Source organism: Antarctobacter albus (genome assembly GCF_900101505.1).
GTDB classification, from domain to species: domain Bacteria; phylum Pseudomonadota; class Alphaproteobacteria; order Rhodobacterales; family Rhodobacteraceae; genus Antarctobacter; species Antarctobacter albus.
This window is the reverse complement of sequence record NZ_FMZI01000005.1, coordinates 310,125-328,639: the sequence shown is the minus strand read 5'-3', so window position 1 is coordinate 328,639 and position 18,515 is coordinate 310,125. Positions and strand designations below refer to the sequence as shown.

10 protein-coding genes are annotated in these 18,515 nt (G+C 65.0%); 6 read left to right on the top strand and 4 right to left on the bottom strand.

The window, feature by feature from the left end; genetic code table 11:
- Positions 1-2: 2 nt before the first annotated feature.
- From BLQ71_RS11280 to BLQ71_RS11270, 3 genes are read left to right on the top strand one after another with little or no spacing between them, the layout of a single operon-like run.
- The gene (locus BLQ71_RS11280) at positions 3-542 is read left to right on the top strand and encodes a VOC family protein (protein WP_074621786.1); all 540 of its coding nucleotides are present in this window, start codon (positions 3-5) and stop codon (positions 540-542) included.
- Entirely contained in the window at positions 542-1,801 is a 1,260-nt protein-coding gene (locus BLQ71_RS11275; protein WP_074621785.1) for a ribulose-bisphosphate carboxylase large subunit family protein, read from the top strand. Before BLQ71_RS11280 ends, BLQ71_RS11275 begins: the two co-directional genes overlap by 1 nt.
- Positions 1,801-3,024: a four-carbon acid sugar kinase family protein gene (locus tag BLQ71_RS11270; protein WP_074621784.1), complete on the top strand. Its 1,224-nt coding sequence runs from the start codon at positions 1,801-1,803 to the stop codon at positions 3,022-3,024. Before BLQ71_RS11275 ends, BLQ71_RS11270 begins: the two co-directional genes overlap by 1 nt.
- A 72-nt stretch (positions 3,025-3,096) precedes the next feature.
- Here BLQ71_RS11270 and BLQ71_RS11265 read toward each other — a convergent pair whose 3' ends face one another.
- The 4 genes from BLQ71_RS11265 to BLQ71_RS11250 are packed head-to-tail and all read right to left on the bottom strand — an operon-like array spanning position 3,097 to position 11,010.
- Entirely contained in the window at positions 3,097-5,580 is a 2,484-nt protein-coding gene (locus BLQ71_RS11265) for a vWA domain-containing protein (protein WP_074621783.1), read from the bottom strand.
- Positions 5,570-7,747, bottom strand: coding sequence for a hypothetical protein (locus tag BLQ71_RS11260; protein ID WP_074621782.1), 2,178 nt, complete (start codon positions 7,745-7,747; stop codon positions 5,570-5,572). Before BLQ71_RS11260 ends, BLQ71_RS11265 begins: the two co-directional genes overlap by 11 nt.
- Positions 7,744-8,712 carry a hypothetical protein gene (locus BLQ71_RS11255; RefSeq protein WP_074621781.1) on the bottom strand — a complete coding sequence of 323 codons (969 nt, stop codon included), beginning with the start codon at positions 8,710-8,712 and terminating at the stop codon, positions 7,744-7,746. The genes BLQ71_RS11260 and BLQ71_RS11255 overlap by 4 nt, the downstream gene beginning before the upstream one ends.
- A 9-nt stretch (positions 8,713-8,721) precedes the next feature.
- A complete protein-coding gene (locus BLQ71_RS11250; protein WP_074621780.1) occupies positions 8,722-11,010 on the bottom strand; it encodes an ABC transporter ATP-binding protein/permease in 2,289 nt (762 codons plus the stop codon).
- Positions 11,011-11,539: 529 nt separating this feature from the next.
- Here BLQ71_RS11250 and BLQ71_RS11245 point away from each other — a divergent pair.
- From BLQ71_RS11245 to BLQ71_RS11235, 3 genes are read left to right on the top strand one after another with little or no spacing between them, the layout of a single operon-like run.
- On the top strand, positions 11,540-14,371 hold the full coding sequence (locus BLQ71_RS11245) for a virulence factor SrfB (RefSeq protein ID WP_043138415.1): 2,832 nt from the start codon (positions 11,540-11,542) through the stop codon (positions 14,369-14,371).
- Complete coding sequence (locus BLQ71_RS11240; RefSeq protein ID WP_074621779.1) at positions 14,371-16,977, top strand: virulence factor SrfC family protein; 2,607 nt, start codon at positions 14,371-14,373, stop codon at positions 16,975-16,977. Before BLQ71_RS11245 ends, BLQ71_RS11240 begins: the two co-directional genes overlap by 1 nt.
- A gap of 4 nt (positions 16,978-16,981) precedes the next feature.
- Positions 16,982-18,505 carry a hypothetical protein gene (locus tag BLQ71_RS11235; RefSeq protein WP_074621778.1) on the top strand — a complete coding sequence of 508 codons (1,524 nt, stop codon included), beginning with the start codon at positions 16,982-16,984 and terminating at the stop codon, positions 18,503-18,505.
- The last annotated feature ends 10 nt before the right edge of the window (positions 18,506-18,515 follow it).

Below are 18,515 nucleotides of genomic sequence, written 5' to 3'. Positions count from 1 at the left end.
ACATGAGCACCCTTTTGGGCCCGATCCGACAGCTTGGCTATGTCGTCGACGATATCGAGGCCGGCATGAAGCACTGGTCAGAGGTCATGGGCGTGGGCCCCTGGTTCTACAACCCGCGCGTCCCGATCGAGGATTACCACTACGACGGGCAAAGCTATCAGCCGGAAAACTCCGTTGCCCTGGCCAACTCCGGCCCGATGCAGGTTGAACTGATCCAGTGCCGCAACGACGTGCCCTCGATGTATCGCGACTTTCGTGAAAAGGGCCTGCGCGGTTTGCAACACGTCGCCTTCTGGACGACCGACTATGATGCCGATCTGGCCCGGATGCTGGACCGTGGCTTTACCGTCAAGATGTCCGGCTGCGTCGGTCAGAACGGGCGCTTCTGCTATTTCGCCGAGGAACATCACCCCGGCACCTGCATTGAACTCTCCGAAGTGCTGGGACCCAAGGGCAAGATGTTCGATATGATCCGCGCGGCCTCGGTCGATTGGGACGGATCTGATCCCGTGCGCCCCTTCCCGGACCTGTCGGCGCTGTGATGGACCTGATCGTCGCGGAATACCTGCTGGAAACGCCCTTTCCGGTTGAAGAGGTTGCCGCCATGATGGCGGGCGAGCAGTCTTCCGGCACTTTCGTGCGCGTCGCGGGCGAAACCGACGAATTGCGCGCGCGCGCTGCCGCGCAGGTGCTTTCGGTCGAGGTGCTGGGGCAGGTGGACAGCCCGTCGCTGACCTCGGCCTATGTCGAGCGCAAGGGAAAGGCGGGGCCTTTCACCCGCGCCCGCGTCCGCATCGCATTTCCGCCCGGCAATATCGGGCGCAACCTGCCGACACTGGCGGCCACGGTCTCTGGCAATCTCTACGACATCGGCGAGATCACCGGCCTGAAACTGCTGTCGGTGGAGCTGCCCGCGGATTACCGTGCCCGCTATCCGATGCCCGCGCAGGGTATCGCCGGAACGCGCGCAACACTGGGTGTCACCGACCGGCCCCTATTCGGCACGATCATCAAGCCCAATGTTGGCATGACCTCCGAGGACATCGCCGCGCTGGTCGACCGTCTGTGCGCGGCGGGGGTCGATTTCATCAAGGATGACGAGGTCTGCGCCAATCCCGACGTGGCGCCGCTGGTGACCCGCGTTCCGGCGGTGATGAAGGTGCTGCGAAAATGGCAGGACAAGGGCCGCAACGTCATGATGGCCTTCAACATCACCGACGAGAGTGATGCCATGCGCCGCCACGCCGATCTTGTGGCGGCCGAGGGCGGCACCTGCGTCATGGCCAGCCTCAACTGGTGCGGCCTGGCGGGGATGGAGACGCTGCGCGCGGCGACGCCGCTGGCAATCCACGGCCACCGCAACGGGTTCGGCGCGATGAGCCGCCACCCGCTGTTGGGCATGGGGTTCCCCGCCTACCAGTCACTTTACCGGCTGGCGGGAGTCGATCACATGCATGTCCACGGCATCGGCGGCAAGTTCGTAGACCATGCCGACGAGGTGACAGAGGCCGCGCGTGCCTGTCTTGCCCCGCTGACCGACGGCGCCGATGACCGGGTCATGCCGGCCTTTTCCTCGGGCCAATGGGCGGGAACCATGCCCTCGGCCTATGAGGCGGCGCAGGGCCCGGATTTCATGTTCATGTGTGGCGGCGGCATCCTGGCCCACCCGGATGGACCGGCCCAGGGCATCGCCTCGCTGCGCGAGGCGTGGGAGGCCCTGTCTGCCGGTGAGGACCTGGAACAGGCGGCGCAGAGCCGCCCGGCACTGGCTGCCGCCTTCCGGTTCTTCGGGGCGCGCTGATGGCGGGCCTCGTCTTCCTGGGGGACGATTTCACCGGCGCGTCGGACAGCCTGGCCACATATGCTCGCCTCGGGGTGACGTCACGTTTGGTGCTGCGCCCCGAGGCAGCGCCGGGGGATCTGGACGCACTTGGCCTGCCGACCGACCTGCGCTCGCTGGCGCCGGAGCGCGCGCTCGCAGAGCTTGACCGCCTCTGGCCGGCGATTGCCGCGACCTCACCGCAAGTCCTGCATTTCAAGGTCTGCTCGACCTTCGATTCCGCGCCTTCCGTAGGGTCCATCGGGGCGGTCACGGGCGCCTTGATCGACCGGTTCCAGCCCGATGTAGTTGCGGTGATCGGCGGTCAGCCCAGCCTTGGGCGCTATTGCCTCTTTGGGCATCTATTTGCGCGCGGTCCCGACGGCAATGTGCACCGGATCGACCGCCACCCGGTCATGGCTTGCCACCCGGTGACGCCGATGGAAGAAGCCGACCTGCGCCGTCACCTGGCGGCGCAGGGTTTGGAGGGGCTGACCCTGGTGCCCTTCACGCAACTGGATGAGACGGAAGCGGTGGTCGAAACCCTGAAGGCTGGTCCCGTGCTCTTTGACATGGCCAGCGAAGCGGACGGGCTTGCCATCGCGCGGGCGCTGCGGCAGGCCGGGGGGCGCCAACTGCTGATCGGCGCCAGTTCCGTGGCCGAGATCCTTGCCGGGTCCAGTGAGCGATCCTCTCCGCCATCGGCACTGCCGGCCGCGCCGTCGGGGGGCGTTTTGATGTTCGCAGGCAGCCGATCCGCCAACACCCGTGCCCAGGTCGAACAGTTTTCCGGAACACGCCTGGCCTTGACTCCCGGTGCCCTGCGCGATGGCTCTGCCCTGGTGCAGGCCGCCGGCCTACTTGAGGCCGGGTCGCCTTTGCTGGTGCATCTGGAACAGGGGGCCGACTACGGGCTCTCGCCGGGCGGGCTGGCCGATGCCTCGGCGGGTTTCGTCGCGCAATTGCTGGATCGCTGCCCGGTGGCCTGCCTTGGACTTGCGGGGGGCGATACATCCAGCCGCATCTGCGCACGCCTCGGTCTGGATGCCCTGGCCTATGACCGGGCGATGGGGGCCGGTGTCTGCATCTGCGTCGCCAGCCACCAGGACGCGCGCCGTGACGGAATGCGGATCATGTTGAAGGGGGGGCAGATGGGGCAGCCCGATCTGTTCGATCGCTTCGCAGGGTTCGCGGCCGGGCAATAGGCCTGACCCCATGCCGGTCTGCAATCGTACAGCGGCCCTCCCGGTGATGGAGGGGCCGCCGTCAAGGCATCGTCAGTCCGCGACCTTGCGGTACTGGGGCAGGAATTCCAGCGGCATGAAATAGACCTTGCGCCCGAACTTGTCGGTGTAGATCCAGTCATATTCCCGCAGGTTGCGGAAGGTATAGGACCCCTGGTCGCGCCGCCAGACAAGGTCGCCCCGGTTGCCGTTCTCGTCGAACTCGTAAGGCTGGTCGAGGCGGCCGCCATTGACCATGCGGCTGACGAGGACCGCGCTGCGGCACAGTTCGCGCCGGTGGGCGTCGATCTGGCGCGGCTTGCTCTGGTTCAGGATGTCCAGGTTCATCTGCCGCAGATCGTCGGCGCGGAACAGGGTGCGCGTCGCCAGTGGCAGGCTGCCCCGGTTGCGGAAATAATCCTCGAAGTCCTGGCCCTCCTGGATCGGGTCACCGGTCAGGACGGACAGCATCTCGACCGCGGCCTGCGAGACCAATTCGCCCGATCCGCCGTCGCCGAAGCCCCGGCAGGCGGTGTTGAGCGCGCCCGACAGCTTGACCGCGACTCCCAGAGGCAGCGAGGCATAGTAACTCCAGTCCTCTTCCTCCTCTTCCACCGGCGCCGTCTCGACATATCCGACCGCGGCGATGGTGCGCTGGGTGATGTCATTGGTGCCGATGGACCGTTCGAAATCCTTCAGGAAGATCTCGTAACCGGCTTCCAGCACCTCGGAGTAGCCGGCCGGGAAGGCCGCGCTGCGGTCCGCGGTTCCAGTGCTTGGCGTCTGGTTGTAGGCGCGCCGGATGGCTTCCTGCCGCAGCTGTTCGCCGTAGAGGAGGGCGCCGCGAATGGCCAGGCCGATGGCCTCGAACTCGGCGATCTCGTCCTTGGCGCCGGTGGTGTAGGTCTTTTTCACCTCGACCGACAGCGCCTTGCCCGAGGGCGAGACGTGCTGGTTCCGGATCGCGTTGGAATGCTGCAGGAAGGCCTGGCTGGCCGCCAGAACGGCCTCGCCGCGCACCGGGATCGGCGCGTAAAAGATGTTGGCCTCTTGCAGGGCCTCGATCAACTCGGGGCTGGGGGGCTGGCGGTCGCCGTGGTCGGCGATGTGGATGATCCACTTGGGCGCATCGCTGCGCCAGTCCGTTTCCTCGGCAGCGCGCAGCAATGCCGCATTCGAAGCCTCGGGTTTGTCCTTGAGCGCATCCTCGATGTAGAGATCGACGCCGCTGAGCTCCGAGAACTCGTCGCCGCGCAGGATGGGTTGCAGGGCGATGGGATAGCGGAACTGCATCGGATCGCGCAGCCGGGTGGCCGAGGGCGACAGGTAGTCACCGTACATCGCCACGCCAAAGCGGAACGAGGCATTGCCCACATAGTCACGCGCCAGCCCGCGCACCGCGCGCGACACGATGTCGAAATAGCTGCGCATGGACTTGGTGCCGTCGATCAGGAACAGCACGTCGGTCTTGTTCAGCGCGTCAAAGACCTCGGGCGGGGGCGTGTCGTCGATCCGGGAACAGACGCCCGCACCGCCGCTGTCGCAATAGGCCCCGATGAAGGCGACCCGCAGGTTGGGCAGGAAGTTGTTGTTGTCCGAGCTGGCCTGCCGGTTGTCCTGCAAGACCGGGTAGCGCTGGAACTCCGGTCCCTCGGTGGCGACGCGGTCCAGATTGCCCGGGACGCCGGCGATGGGCTTGGCGTAGGGGCTGTGCGGAAAGTCCGACAGCACCTGTCCGTCGCCGCCGGTCTTGAAGAAGGTGGTCAGGCGCGAATACCAGACCTGTCCCGCCTGCGCGTCCACCCAGCCGATGGGCTGTTCGCCCGAAAGCAGCAGATAGCGCAGCTGGCCATCCGGGCCCCGCGCGATCTCGCGGATCAGCAGCACGTTGAAGATGTTGATCGTGCCCGAGCGTTCGCGGTCATCTGGCAGGGCGTAGACGGGGATTTCCACCGGGCTGAGGTCGCGGACGCTGGCATCCCCGGACAGGCCGGTGTTGTCGACGATGAACTTGGCGTCAAAGACCGACCGCGCGATCGAGGCGTCCTTGCACTCGGCGGTTTCCTCGCCCATGTCCTTGAGCCGCGAACAGAATTCCGACACCCGCATCGGCAGGATGTCGCCGCAGTATTCGCCCCCGACGATGGTGCGCAGGGTCGCGGACATCTTGCCGGCCAGCACGTCGTCACCGTCGATCCAGCCGCAGTAGGGGGTTTCGCCGGTGCTGGACACCAGCACCTTGTCGCCGGCTTCGAAATGGCAGGTCAGCCGCGTCAGAGGCGGCACCTTGGTCGGCGTCGGGATCGGGTTGCCGCCGCGCGTCTGGAAGATCTGGGTGTCGGCCACGGTCAGCACCGCGCCGCCCGTGCCCTGCGGGTCGGGCAGCGAATCCAGCTGCTGGATGCTGCACAGACCCTCTTCGATGTAGAAATCCTGCGGCGGCGTCCCCTGGGCATGGGCCAGGGACGCAAGCGTCAGTGTGGCCGTGAAACCGGCGACACCGATCACCCGGCGCCATTGGTCGGTCTTAGTCCGCATGGGTCGCGTTTCCTCCTTTGAGGCCCTGGAAGCTGACGGAGAGCTCATCCGGTGTCGGTCTGATGAACACGCTGTCGGGGAAGATGATGATATGCCTGTTCAGCTGGTCACGGCACCGCAGGGTGCGCACGTCGGCGTCCCGAACGGTGTTTTCCTCGCCGAGGCTGCTGGCAAGGTCGGGGAAATAGTTGCCGGAGGCGAACTCGACGATGCTGACCGTGGACCCCTCGTAGCCCAGAAAGGCGGAGGGATCGCAATAGTCGTTGCGGTCGGCAAAGCCGGTGCGGCCCACGACGTGAACGCCGGTCGGGACATCCGCGGACAGGGCGCCCGCCGCGCGCAACTCGTCCAGAACGGCGGTGACGCGAACATCGGCATAATCCGCGTTCGGTTCGACCCGGGCAAAACGCCCCAGTAGCTCGCGCAGCCAGTCGGGTTTCTGCCGCATCTCCAGCGGTGTCAGGCGGGCGACCTCGCGGTGCAGGCCGTTTTCGTCGGGCGCGAAAAAGACGAACTCGGCCGAACGGCTCTCTTCCAGCGCATCCTCGACGGCGAAATCGACATATGCTGCCAGGTAATGCAGCAGGTCGCTCCTTTGGTTGGTGAAGGCATAGACACCTTCGCCCTGTTCGGCGGTGCCCACCAGCGAGGCGCCCAGGTAGGTGTTCAGAAAGAAATACTCGGTGGCGGCATTGGGCAGCAGCCGGACCTCGGAAATCGTCACCACGCCATCCAGGTCGATCGAGACACGCGGGTCGCTGTCCGCGTCGCGCAGCGACAGGATCACGGGTTCGGCCAGGCGGCAGGCCTGGTTGTCGGCATCCTGCGGCGCGGTGATCTCGATCGCGATCTCGTCCAGCCGGGCCTTGTCGGGGAACAGTGCCTGAACTTCCTGCTCCCGCAGGAACCAGCCCGCCGAAATGTCACGCCCGGTAAAGAGCCGGGTCGATTTGCCGGCAAAGACCGGATCGGCATCCGTTCCCGGGGTTTCGGCGAAACGAACGCTGAGCGTGCAGTCGAGGTAGAGCGTCTCGGGGATCTCGAACCCGACGACCAGGCGCTTGAGGAAGGCCGACCGCTTGCGGGCCAGCGCGACGTTCACGACCAGGCGTTCGGTGGTGACGCTGGCCTCGACTAGGCGGGCGGACGCCGCTTCGTATTCCTCGTCGAACTGCAGGCATTCGGGGCCATAAAGCTGCGTGGCCAGCCGCGCCAGGTTGGCGTCCCAGGCCGGCGCCGCGTCCCGGCAGGCGATCTGGTAGGGCGGGACAGTGACTTCCTGCCCCTCGAACAGGAAGACCGGCTCGACCAGATCCAGGAGGCTGCTCGCCCAGAGCTTGGAATAGGGAATGCCCGGTTCCGCCGGGGGAAGGGGCGTGGCCGTCACCTCGGGGCGGTCGACGGGCGCGGGATCGGTCGCCGGGTCTTTGTCCGGTTTCGCGGTCTGAACCGTCACAGGTGCGTCCGGTTCGACCGGTTTTGGCGGCGTGACGGGCAGCGGCGCGTCCGCCGCTTCCGGCAGGTCCGCAAGGTCCGCTGCGCAATCGTTGATGCACAGCAGCATGATGACCCCCTGTGACAGGTCGTCGGCGTCACGGGCGATGATGCGATAATACTTGGCAAGCCTTTCGCTCGTAAACTCCCCGGACCCGGCGGGGTTCGACTCCTTGCCGTCAAGGTTGGGCCAGAACTGGCGAATGGCCAGGCCGAAATTCGGTTCTGTCGTGTCAGTGACCGGCTTGTAGAATTGCAGTCCGACGCCCGGCAGATCGCCCGCGTCCTCGGGCATGGGGACGTCGTTGTAGGCGATAAGGCGCAAGGGAAAGCGCAGGAAACCCTCTGAATTGGCGTCGCGGCCGGGCAAAGGGTAGTCCAGCACGAGCCCCTCGGTGATCAGGCAATGCGGGTCGTCCGTGGCGACGGTGCGTCTTTCACCGCCCGCCCATTTGACCTTTTCCAGTGCCTCGTTGGACCGCGCCAGCGGGATCGCGTTCCGCGCAATCATCTGGTCACGCACCTTGGAGGCCAGCCCTGCCGGACCGCCCAGCAGGCGGTCGGGCTGATCGCGCATGATGCGCAGGTCCTCAAGGCAGGTTTCGGCAAGGGCAGGCACGGCGGCGGATATGGTGGCCAGCAGGAGGCCCGTGAAAAGCCTGTGACGTCTCATTGCTTTCCTCCCTCAACGACGATGTGGGCTTTGTCCAGGCGGCCGGCAGAGACGACCGACCATTGGTCTCCGACCAGCTTGCACATGGCGATTTCGCCCTCCCTGGTGACGTAAAATGCATCGGCAATCCGGTTGGCCGCGCTGTCGACCAGCCATTGCCCTGCCTCCTGGCACAAGGCGGCATCCGGCAGGTCGGGGATCATGGCGGCCAGCGGCCCCTGGTCCAGCCCGAATTCCCGTTGGGCCGGGAACAGGGGCAGGCCGTCCGGCGTCTGGCGCAGAACAAAGGGATCACCTTCGGCCACAACCGGGCCGGTGTCTTCGCGTGGCGTCGGCGCGGGGTCCGGATCTTCGGCAATCACCGGAGGTTCCGCCGTCGGCGCGGCAGGACGCGCGCGCAGCTCGGCAAGCTCGCCCTGCAAGGTAAGGATGGTGCGGTTCAGCTCGTCGATCTGGGCCTGCAGCGGGTCAAGATCCGGCGGATCCGGATGCAGGTGCAGGCAATCGGGTGGATCGGCCTCGTAGCCTTCGTTGGTGCAGACCTGGCGGAGCAGCTTTTCATGCGCCGCGACCTGTCCTTCCAGCGCGTCGATCCTTGGGCGAAGCTCCTGCATGTCCTCCAGCGCGGACAGCAGCGTGTCCATCAGCAGGTCGACATCGATACCACTGTCTGCCGCCGGCGGCTCCGGCGCCTCGGGGGCCGGATCGGGAACCGGTGCCGGATCGGGAGGGGCATCCGCCGGCCCCGCGCCTTCGTCTGGCGCGGCGGGCGGGTCGGTGTCCTCGGTTGCCGGGGCGGCGGCGGGATCATCGGCGTCCGGTGTTCCGTCCGGCGTGACCAGGCGGCCCTGTACCTCTTCCGAGACATCCGGCCCGGCGGCTTCATGGGACTCCGGGTATCCGGCGGTGGCCGTCAGGCAAAGGACGGACGCCGTGGCGGCCAGGACGGTGGATATTCTACCCAATGCTTTCCCTCAGATCGTTTGTAGCGTTTCACTCAAGTAGCGGTTCTTGCGCCACCATGTCCCGATAACGACGACGGTTACCAAGAGTGATAGCAGGAAAACCGCGATGAATGCGCGCCAGAAAAGCCCCTGTTTCATCGCCAGCCATTCCACCGGCAGGTCAAAGGCATTGGCGGCATAGGGCGCCGCGTAGGTTTGAAAGATCCAGTGCAGCCCCAGGAACCAGAAGATCGCAAGACACAGCAACACGGCAATCTGCGTCTGGATCATCATCGCCATGTGGGCGACGGTGTAGCCAAAGGCCTTCATCACCGCGATCGACTTTTCGTTGCGCTGGACAAAGGCGGCGGTGGCCAGCGCAGTCGAGATCACGATTGTCGCGGCAAAGGTCCAGGACAGTACAGCGAAGGACACGCTGGCCCCGTCCATTGCCCGCAGCATCCCCCGTACCTGGTTCAGGATGTCCTGGTCCAGCTTGAACCCGAACAGGACTGGCGTTTCATCCGGCGTACACTCGGGCATGTCGGGAAACTTGCAGACCACGTTTTCAAAGCTGGTCTTGTCGAAATAGACCGCCGCCTCGCGGTAGGTGGGCAGGGTGATCTTGCCGTTCTGCACGAAATTGTCCGGCGGGGCCTCCAGGAAAAGGTCATGATAGACCAGTTCGGTCACCGCCAGCGGGTACTTGCGTTCCCCGCCGCCGGGGAATTCCTCGGCCACGCCAAGAACCGGCAGGCCGATGGTGCGGTTGAACAGTTCCAGGCAGATCTCCTGACCGGCTTCGATCCGGAATGTTTCCATGAATCCCTGCGTCGCAAGGATGCCGGGCCTGGTGCGCCATTCGGGGTCGGCCTCCACCCCGTTCCAGGCCGGAAAGGAAAGATCCTCGAACAGCGGTTCGCGCGCGTCAAAGACCTGCATGGTGCGGATATAGGGTTCGATCCCGTCCAGGGGGCGCGTGTTGCAGGTGCCGTCCTTGGATTCATCGGGGAACCAGAGGTACTGCTGTTCGTGGACGCGGCGGCCAAAGACGCGGCGCGCTTTGTCGCTGGCCTCGGCGGCGATGGGGGCGGCATCGAACAACGTCTTGTCCAGCACCCCCAGAGAGGCGATGTCCAGCGTTTGCCCGCCGTTGTAGACCGTGCGCATGGTGAAATGCGACATGCTGGGTTGCGACAGTTGCGCGTTCAACGCGGCCTCTGTCACGTGGCGGCCAAGCGCCACGAAGTAAAAGACCGTCAGCCCGAGGAAAAGGATCAGGGTCAAGGAGCGCGTCATCGCCTGGTAGAGACCGCGCAGATGCGCCCAGATCCGGTTTGACCCGGCGGCGACGGCCCGGCGCATCCCCAGCGACACCTCGTCGACAGCGCAGTTCACGACAAAGCCGTAGGACCGCAGAGAGCCGGGGCGCCAGCGGGGCGCCCGCGCCAGCTCCATCTCGTCCGGTGCCGCATCGCCCGGACGGTCGATCATCCGGTCGAGCGCCTCGACCGTCAGGGCGGGCTGCTTGCGGCCCTGTTCGATCAGGTCATGCAGGATGTCCAGGCGTTCCTCGTAGGGCGCGTCCAGCGTCCAGGGCTGGCCGGTTTCCGCATCACAATAGACCCGGCCAGACGAGACCAGTGCCACCCGGTCCGCGTAATGTGCTGCCAGGTCCAGCTCATGCGTCACCCAGAGCACCGCGCAACCGGTTTCATGGGTCCACCAGCGCAGCGCCTCGATAACGTTCTGGCTCATGGTCTTGTCGAGGCTGCTGGTCGGCTCGTCGCAGACGATCAGGTTCGGCTCGACACAGAGCGCGCGGATGATGGCGATGCGCTGGGCCTGACCGCCCGACAGCGTTTCGGACAGCTTGTCCCACTGCGGTCCCAATTCGAAGTCCTGGGCCAGGTCGCGGGCCAGTTCCCCGGCATTGCCCTTGTTCGAGATATGGCCCGCCATCTTAGCATTGGCGCGCGCGGGGATCGCCTTGATCAGCTGCGCTTCCTGGAAAACGAAGGCGATCTCGCCCGGGGGCGGCCGGTTCTCGCGCAACTGGTCCCAGACACGCCCGTCCTTGCCCCGGTACAGCAGGCGGCTCTGGTCGTTGAGGCGGTTGGGCTTGCGCAGCCCGGCCAGGATGCTGAGCAGGGTCGACTTGCCGGACCCGGACTCACCGATGATGGCGGTCACCTGGCCGCGGGGCAGGGTGAACTTGTCGGCATAGACACCGCTGGACGGTTGGTTTCCAGAGCCATTGTCGGCATAGACACAGCCAAGCCGCTCGGCTTTCAGGACCCAATCGTCACCCGCTGTCAAAATCGCCTCCGGTCGCCATGCGTTTATGTATTACATCAAACAGTAGGCAAATTAGGTCTGGCCAATCCAAAGAGCAACGGGATTCCTGACCGCCTTGCGCTGCTTTGCGGCAGGTCTTCGGGGTGAGGCCTGTTGGAGGCGTGGCAAGAAAATATGCCGTGGAGCAGTCGCTTGCGCAGGGTATGTCGCGCCCGGGTCGCGGTTCTTGAGGGCCAAGCCGGTCCATTTGTCGCCAGCAAGTCAGGAAAAGGTGAAAGTGGATCATGGTTAACGGACCCAGGGTTCCGGGTCCCTGATCGGTAAACAATTCCTGCCTGTGTTGGGCGATTGGTGCGCGCTTGGAAATCGTCGTCGCCCAAAGGCCGTATCTGGGGCGTTCGCCGCACTCTCCGGCTTCTTCCCGCTGCCCTTTTTCGAGGCAAATCAGGGGCAGGGGCTGCGGCTGCTACCCTAGGCAAGCGCCCTTGTGACCTACAAGGGTGTCACCTAGGATCGTGAGCGTGTTGCGAAAACAGGAGATTCGGTTTGCATGTTTAGGCTTGTGCCAAATTCCGGAATTCAGTTTTTCGATTTTGAGTTTAATGTAAAAGACTTTCGCAGCATCCGGTTTTCCGTCGTGCGCGAGGAACGGACCCTGCGGTTTTCCCGCCTGCAATTGCACGAGGACGGGGAAAGCTACATCGACGAGTCCGGGCGTCCCGTCGCAGACGATGACCAGGTGTCCGGCAGCGTCGAGGCCGCGTTGCGGGACTTTGCCGGGCAATGGCTGCCCTTGCCGTTCTTTCGCAATGACAGGACAGGACCATTGAACTGGGCGCGGGCCTATTTCCCGCGCAAGCAGCGGTCCGCGGACGTCAAGATCGTGCTGGTTTTCGATACCACACTGGGCGAGCACGAATCCGGACGCGCGCTGGAAGGGGACGAGCTCAACCGTATCGCCTCGCTCATGCCGGTCGAAAGCGACGTGGTGGCGGGCGAGACGACCTTTGGGGTGCCGAAGGACCACGAGGGCATCCGCACCTTCTTTGAACAACGCTGGGTCGGGGACTGGATCAAGAAAAGCTGGGTGCGCCCCGAACGGATCAACCCCGAGGCGGAAGAGATCCGCAATCGCAAGGCGCTGGCCAACTACCTGGCGCTGCTCTATTCCTTCGGCTCATCCGAGACGGTCGATTTCCCGCGCTGCCGCTTCATCGACAATACAGCCGACTCCACCCACCGCCCGATCGACGTGGACCTGGTGCTGGACATCGGCAACTCGCGGACCTTCGGCCTGCTGATCGAGGATGACGAGCGCGAACCGCATGTCGACCTGACCCGCAGCTATCCGCTGGAATTCCGCGACATCTCGCAACCCGACCAGGTGCACAATCGTCCCTTCGAAAGCCGGGTGGAATTCTGCAAACCCTTCTTCGGGCCTGCCAACCTGTCGCGGCTGACCGGGCGTCGGTCGGCGTTCCAGTGGCCCTCGGCGGTGCGGATCGGCGACGAGGCCGTGCGCCTGTCGCATGAATACAGCAGCGTCAATGGCGTTACCGGCATGTCCAGCCCGAAACGCTATCTCTGGAGCCGAACGCCGGTTTCCGTCGAATGGCGGTTCAATTCGGGCGGGCGCGAATCCGAGGACAGCGCTCTGGACACCGGCGGCTATTTCCGCAACTTCGCCGCGGACGGTGAATACCTGGCCGATGTGCCAGACGCGCTGCCGGCGGTGACGGCGAGTTTTTCGCGCTCTTCGGTCATGACCTTCTTCCTGATGGAACTGCTGTTGCAGGTCCTGCGCGAGATCAACAGTCCGTCACGTCGTGAAAAGCAGGGGCAGCAGTTGCAGGCCCGGCGCCTGCGCCGCATCGTGCTGACCATGCCGACGGCGATGACGCGTCCGGAACGCTCTATCCTGCGTCGCCGCGTCGAAACCGCGATCAAGGAAGTCTGGCAGGGGCTGAACTTTGCGCCCGACACGCAACCCAAGCTGCAGATGCAGTGGGACGAGGCCTCTGCCACGCAGGCGGTCTTTGTCTACAACGAGGTGGTGGAGCGGTTCTTTGGGGACACGGCGTCGTTCATGTATGCCTCGTCGCGCCCCGAGGCCCGCGACCGTCCCTTGCGGATCGTCAGTCTGGACATCGGTGGCGGGACCTCGGACCTGATCATCAGTTCCTACCGGAACGATGAACGCTCCCTCACGCCCAGGCAGGAATTCCGCGAAGGCTTTCAATGTGCCGGTGACGACATCGTCAAGGCGGTGATCGAGAACCACGTGATTCCGGCGCTGACGGAATACCTGGCGAAACAGGATGTTCCGGGGGCCAAGAACTTTGTCGTCTCGCGCCTGGGCGCGGTCAGGGCAGGAGAAAGCGCGAAACGCCTGATCCGGCGCCAGCAGTTCTCGCAACAGGTGTTGACGCCCTTCGCCTACTGGCTGCTGGAGGCGCACGAGGGCAGTGACAGGTTCGGCGAGGACCTGCAGCTGAGCGCATCCTGGGACCGCGTCTTTGGCGAGACCCAGCCCACGCGCGAAGTGCTGGACCACATCTGCGAGATCGACGGGCTGGCGGAGCCGGTCGACCTTTCGGGCTTTTCTTTCTCCGTCACCTCGGCGCAACTGACACACACGGTCTACAAGGTCATGGAGCCCTTCATCGACTGCCTGGCCGAGGCGACCTATTATTTCGACTGCGATTTCATGCTGCTTGCCGGGCGGCCTTCGCGGTTCCCGGCCCTGCGGGCGATGATCGCCCAGCGGATGCCGGTCATGCCCGAACGGATCGTGACCATGCATGACTACGAGGTCGGCGCCTGGTATCCGTTCCGCAACTTCAACGACGAGATCGGCGACCCCAAGACCTGTGCCGCCGTCGGCGCGATGATCTGCGCCCTGTCCGAGGGGCAGCTGAACGATTTCCACATGCGCACCAGCGAGCTGACCATGCGGTCGACCGCGCGTTACATCGGCCAGATGAACCAGGGCCGCATCCGCGAGGATCAGCTGTTGTTCCGCAACGTGGACATGGAGCAGGACGACCAGTCAATCGAGGACGCGGTGTTCCGCTGTCACCCGCCGGTCGCGCTGGGCTTTCGTCAGCTGGACCTGGATCGCTGGCCGGCAACGATGCTGTACAACGTGACCCTGTCCAAGTCGAACCTGGAACGAGACCCGCCCTCTGTGATGGACGTGACTCTGACGCGGCTGCGGCCAGAGGATGACCCGTTGGAAAAACTGTTCGAGATCGAGGCCATCGTCGATGGCAACAAGGAAGACCTGCCGCGTGGCCTTGTGCGGATGAACCTTCAGACGATGGTGACGACGGATGTGCACTGGGCCGAGTCGGGCAGCTTCAACCTTGGGGGGATGATGTGATGTCGGGGGCTCAGGAGGCATTGGTTGGCGCGATCTCGGCGCATCGCGCCATCGCGGGCAAGTACAAGTCCTGGGTGCGCAAACATGCGGAAATCGTCGGCCTGCGCCACGACCCGGTCGAACGTGAATGCGTGCTGATGGAAACCGAACTGGGCCGCCTGGAACGGGCGGCGCAGCGGCGCATGTGCGTCGGCGTGTTCGGTGCCAGCCAGGCGGGCAAGTCCTACCTGATCTCCTCTTTGGCGAGCAAACCTGGTGAACAGCTGCTGGCCAAGGCGGGCGACCGCACGCTGAAATTCATCGGGGACATCAACCCGGCAGTCAGCGGCAAGGAAACCACGGGCGTGGTGACACGGTTCACCAGCACCGAAACGCTGGAAGATCCGAACTACCCGATCGAGCTGTCGCTGCTGTCGGAAATGGACATCGCCAAGATCCTCAGCAACTCCTATTTTTCGGACTTCGAGAGCGATGCCCTGAAACGGGTTTCTGGCGACGAGATCGAGGCGACACTGGGCGAGGTCGCCCTGGCGGTGGATGCGGCGCGCAGCGACAGGGCCTATGATCTTTCGGCCTACCTGGAACGCCAGTTGCACCCGGATGTCTACCGCGCGAATTTCGCGCAGTTCAAACCGCACTGGGGCCGTATCTCGGAAATCCTCGAACACGGGGCAGTGGCGGACCGGGTGCGCGCCTACAGCCTGTTCTGGGGGCGCAACAGATATTTCACCGAAGTCTTCGAAAAGATGATCTCGGCGCTTGAGGAATTGGGCCACGCGGATCGTTGCTGGGCCACGCCCGAGGTTTTTGACCCGCAGGCCAACGTGATCCTGGTGTCGGCCCTGCAGCAGATCTGGAACGGCAGCGGGCTGGAGGCGAACATCCGGACCAACAGCGGCGAAATCCGCAAGGTGGATCACGCCACGCTGTCGGCCCTGGTGACCGAGCTGAAGGTGGTCATCAAGGAACCGCCAGCGGATTTCTTCGGCACAACCGACCTGCTGGATTTCCCCGGCGCCCGTACTCGGAGCGAGGAAAAGGCCATCGACGAGACCGTGGTGGGCAAGGCGTTGGTGCGCGGCAAGGTGGCCTATCTCTTCGACCGCTACCTGGATAACCGAGAGCTGACGGCGATGCTGCTCTGTGTCGGGGACGGTCCGCAAGAGGTCGGCCCGCTGGCCGGGATGATCGAACGCTGGATCACCGTGACCCACGGCAAGACCCCACAGGCCCGCGCGGATCAGCCCTGCGCACTGTTTTTCGTTGCCACCAAGGCGGACCTGACCTTCAACATCGCCTCGCGCGATGCGGTCAACATGCTCGAGGACCGGATGCATTCCATGCTGGAACGGTTCGGCGGCGCGCGCAGCGGCGACGAGGCGGAATCCGGTGCGGCGTCGATGTCCTGGGTGCGCGAATGGCAACCGGGCAGCCAGTTCCGCAACATGTACTGGCTGCGAAACACCAGCCAGCCTTCCACGGGCATCCTCAGCCGGGGCGAAAAGAACACGCCAGAGTTCGAAGAGACCGGCTTTGACACGCATCACACAGAGGTCTTCAAGGCCCTGCGCGAGGCGGTCACGACATCGGCCAAGGTCAGCCAGCATTTCCGCGAGCCCGACAGGGCCTGGAACGAGATGCTGGAGCTGAACGACGGCGGCCGCACCTACCTGATCTCGAACCTCCAAAGCGTCTGCCATGAAGGCTTCAAACGCGATCAGCTCCAACGCGAGTTCGCGGAGTTCCAGCAGCGGCTGGAGCGGCTGTTGAGAGAGTTCCATGCCGACGGCGATGCGGAACGGGTGTTCAAGGAACGCTCCAGGGCGGTGCGCGCGGCACTGCAGGACGTGCGCGCCTGTGCCCTGCAACAGAAATTCGGCGAATTCCTCCTGATGTGCTACATGTCGGAGCGCAGCCTGAAAGGCATCCTGCGCCAGTTGGAGCGCGAGGATCCCGATACCGGCCCCGCCGTCGTGCGCAAGGAAGACGATGGTTGGGACGCCATCTTTGACGACGACGACGAGGACATTGCCGAGGACGAGGCGCCCGAGATGCCCAAGGAACGGCACGATGTCTTTGCCGATCGCGTCCTCAGCACATGGTCCGATCAGTTGCAGGCCGTGCTGGAGAACCCGCGCGTGTCGCGCTACCTGAACATCTCGCCCGAGAACCTGGAAACCATGTTCAACGAGATGCGCGAGGGTGCGCAGCGCGCCGGTCTGGCCGACAAGGTGGCCCAGACCTCGCGCGATGCCTCGCAGTTCCCGCGCTCCTCCGAACGGTTGATCCCGCACAAGGCGCGCATGGCCTCGCTGACGGTGAACCACTTCGTCAACCAGCTGGGCTACGAGGCGGGCGAACTGACGCTCAAGGACAAGGCGCGGACCCCGCTTTTCGACCGCCCCGTCACGCCCGACGGCGGTGTTCCCGACCTGCCCAAGACGGCCGAACCGCGCGCCGTCAAGATGGCGCAGCACTGGGCCTGGGCCTTCAAGAACCTGTCCGAGAGCAATGCGCGGACCGATGATGGCCTGTCCGGAGTGGATCTGGCGGCCAACGCGGAACTGGGGGGGCTGATCCAGGCCATGACGGACAGCAAGGCCTGACCGCGTGACCAGGCTTTTCGACATAGAGACGGATGATGGCCTGGGCCTCTTCGCGGTGGTCGAGGCTCCCGAGGGCGAGGTGGCGGCGTGGTCGATCACCCGCACCGGCTCTCAGGACACCCGGCTTTATGCCAAGGACGATGACTGGACCTCGGAACGCCACGAAGAGGTGTTCCGCCCGGCGGAGCAGCTGGAAAAGGGATCTGTCGGTGTCCTGATCCCGCCGGAAATGGCGATGAACCTGGAACCGGGGGTCCCGGTCACTCTGAACCTGCGGACGGCGCAGGGGGGAGAGGTTTCATTCAGCCTGCCGGTCTCTACCAGCCACGCAATGTGGGGCGGGGCAGAGGCCGCCGGGCTGGCGCCGGATCCGGCCAGTACCGATGTCGTGGAGTCCGAACTGCGGTTGGACGGTGCCGGGGCCAAGGGACCCGAGGACGAGGACCCGGCAGAGCCTGCAGGAGGGCCGGGACCGGAGACAGAGCGCGTCGGCGACCCGGAGACCGACCCTGCGAGCCGTCGCTGGCCGTGGTGGCTGGCGTTGCTTTTGCTCCTCTTGCTGGCGGTTCTGGTCTATTTCCTTTTCTTTCGTGACGAAGGGCCAGAGCCGATCGTGCTGCGCGACGACCGATTGCACCTGGCCGCGGGCGAAACACAAGGCGAGGTTGCACTTTTCGCCAATGACGACCTGCCCGCCAGCGCCCGCCTTGCGGGGTGCGACGGTGTGTCGGCGCTGCCCGGCGCGACGGATGGCAGGGTGACGGTCCTGCGCAGCGCGCTGCCCGATGGTGCCCCGACCGTCTGGACCTGCCGGATCGACCCGGGGGATGGGCGTGCCGTCCAGACCAGCCTGCTGACCGTCAGTGCCGATCCTGAAACGCCCAAGGAAGAGCCGGAGCCTCAGGTTCCCGTTGAGCCGCCCGAGGGGGATCAACCGCCGAAGGCTCAGAAGCCGCCCATCGATGTGACGCCGCGGGAAAAACCGGAGGTGCCGCGCACGTTGGCCGACCCGGATCCCGATACGCCACCCTCAGGACCACGCCAGACGGACGCCGAGGCTTGCCAGTCCGGGCGCTACCCCGAGACGCCGCTTGGGGATGGGACGAACCCGCCCATCGCCTGCGCCGACCGGTTCCTGCTGCGTGGCGACCCCAGCGGTCAACATCGGCTGGCGCCCTTGCGCAACGATCTCGACGATGCGGGACGTGCCGGGCTGCGGATCGCCTCTTGCGAACCGGCGCAGCGCGGCGACCTGACGGTCGCGGTGTCCGGGGATGGAACGCGGATCGTTCTGACCGACGCACAGGTGCCTCGCACGTCTACCTTTGGCCTGCGCCTCAGTTGTGTCATCAGCGACGGCGACGGGCTGACCGCGCAGGCGCCGGTCTCGGTGATCCTGGTGCCCGGAGACGCGGCGCTGGACGACAGTGCACCGGACAGGGCGCCGGGCGGCGGGACTGCCCGGATCACCACAGACGGCCGCATTTCCGGTGCCCCTCCGGCGCCGACCCCGGATTTGGACAAGTAAGGATTAGACC

Coding starts and splice junctions, on each gene's coding strand:
- BLQ71_RS11280 (WP_074621786.1), top strand. CDS start 3: ATGAGCACCCTTTTGGGCCCGATCCGACAGCTTGGCTATGTCGTCGAC.
- BLQ71_RS11275 (WP_074621785.1), top strand. CDS start 542: ATGGACCTGATCGTCGCGGAATACCTGCTGGAAACGCCCTTTCCGGTT.
- BLQ71_RS11270 (WP_074621784.1), top strand. CDS start 1,801: ATGGCGGGCCTCGTCTTCCTGGGGGACGATTTCACCGGCGCGTCGGAC.
- BLQ71_RS11265 (WP_074621783.1), bottom strand. CDS start 5,580: ATGCGGACTAAGACCGACCAATGGCGCCGGGTGATCGGTGTCGCCGGT.
- BLQ71_RS11260 (WP_074621782.1), bottom strand. CDS start 7,747: ATGAGACGTCACAGGCTTTTCACGGGCCTCCTGCTGGCCACCATATCC.
- BLQ71_RS11245 (WP_043138415.1), top strand. CDS start 11,540: ATGTTTAGGCTTGTGCCAAATTCCGGAATTCAGTTTTTCGATTTTGAG.
- BLQ71_RS11240 (WP_074621779.1), top strand. CDS start 14,371: ATGTCGGGGGCTCAGGAGGCATTGGTTGGCGCGATCTCGGCGCATCGC.